The organism is Mesorhizobium sp. M2D.F.Ca.ET.226.01.1.1 (genome assembly GCF_004022705.2).
GTDB lineage: Bacteria > Pseudomonadota > Alphaproteobacteria > Rhizobiales > Rhizobiaceae > Mesorhizobium.
On sequence record NZ_RZOY02000060.1, the window covers coordinates 1 to 386 of the forward strand.

Below are 386 nucleotides of genomic sequence, written 5' to 3' on the forward strand. Positions count from 1 at the left end.
CTTCGAGTCATCGTAGATGGTGCGCGCAGACTTGGCCTAGAAGGCGAACGCCCGGTCATGCGCGTCGAACACCATTTCTTGCGTCTCGCGCGCATAGGCTCGAACGAACATTAAGTTGCCATGTCGATATTCGAGGAGGTTGTTCGTCACAGCCCTCCATAGGCGATCCACAATGCTTTCTCAACAACTAAGTCTGGTAATACTTGCCATAACGTTCACTGTAAAATTCGGCGCTGCCGAACTTTTGATACATCTTTATTCTGTTGATATCGACTTTGTTAAGCAGAACGCCGATACATTTATCCGCAAGGATCGGATTGTTGTTGAGGCATTCGCGCACGAATGTACGAGCGGTCACGCCCCATTCAACAACCAGAAGAAGGCCG

At 49.7% G+C, this 386-nt stretch carries 1 protein-coding gene; it reads right to left on the reverse strand.

What is annotated here, in order from left to right:
• Positions 1-187: 187 nt before the first annotated feature.
• A partial coding sequence (locus EN869_RS34885) for a hypothetical protein (protein ID WP_210237970.1) occupies positions 188-386 on the reverse strand: 199 nt, incomplete at its 5' end.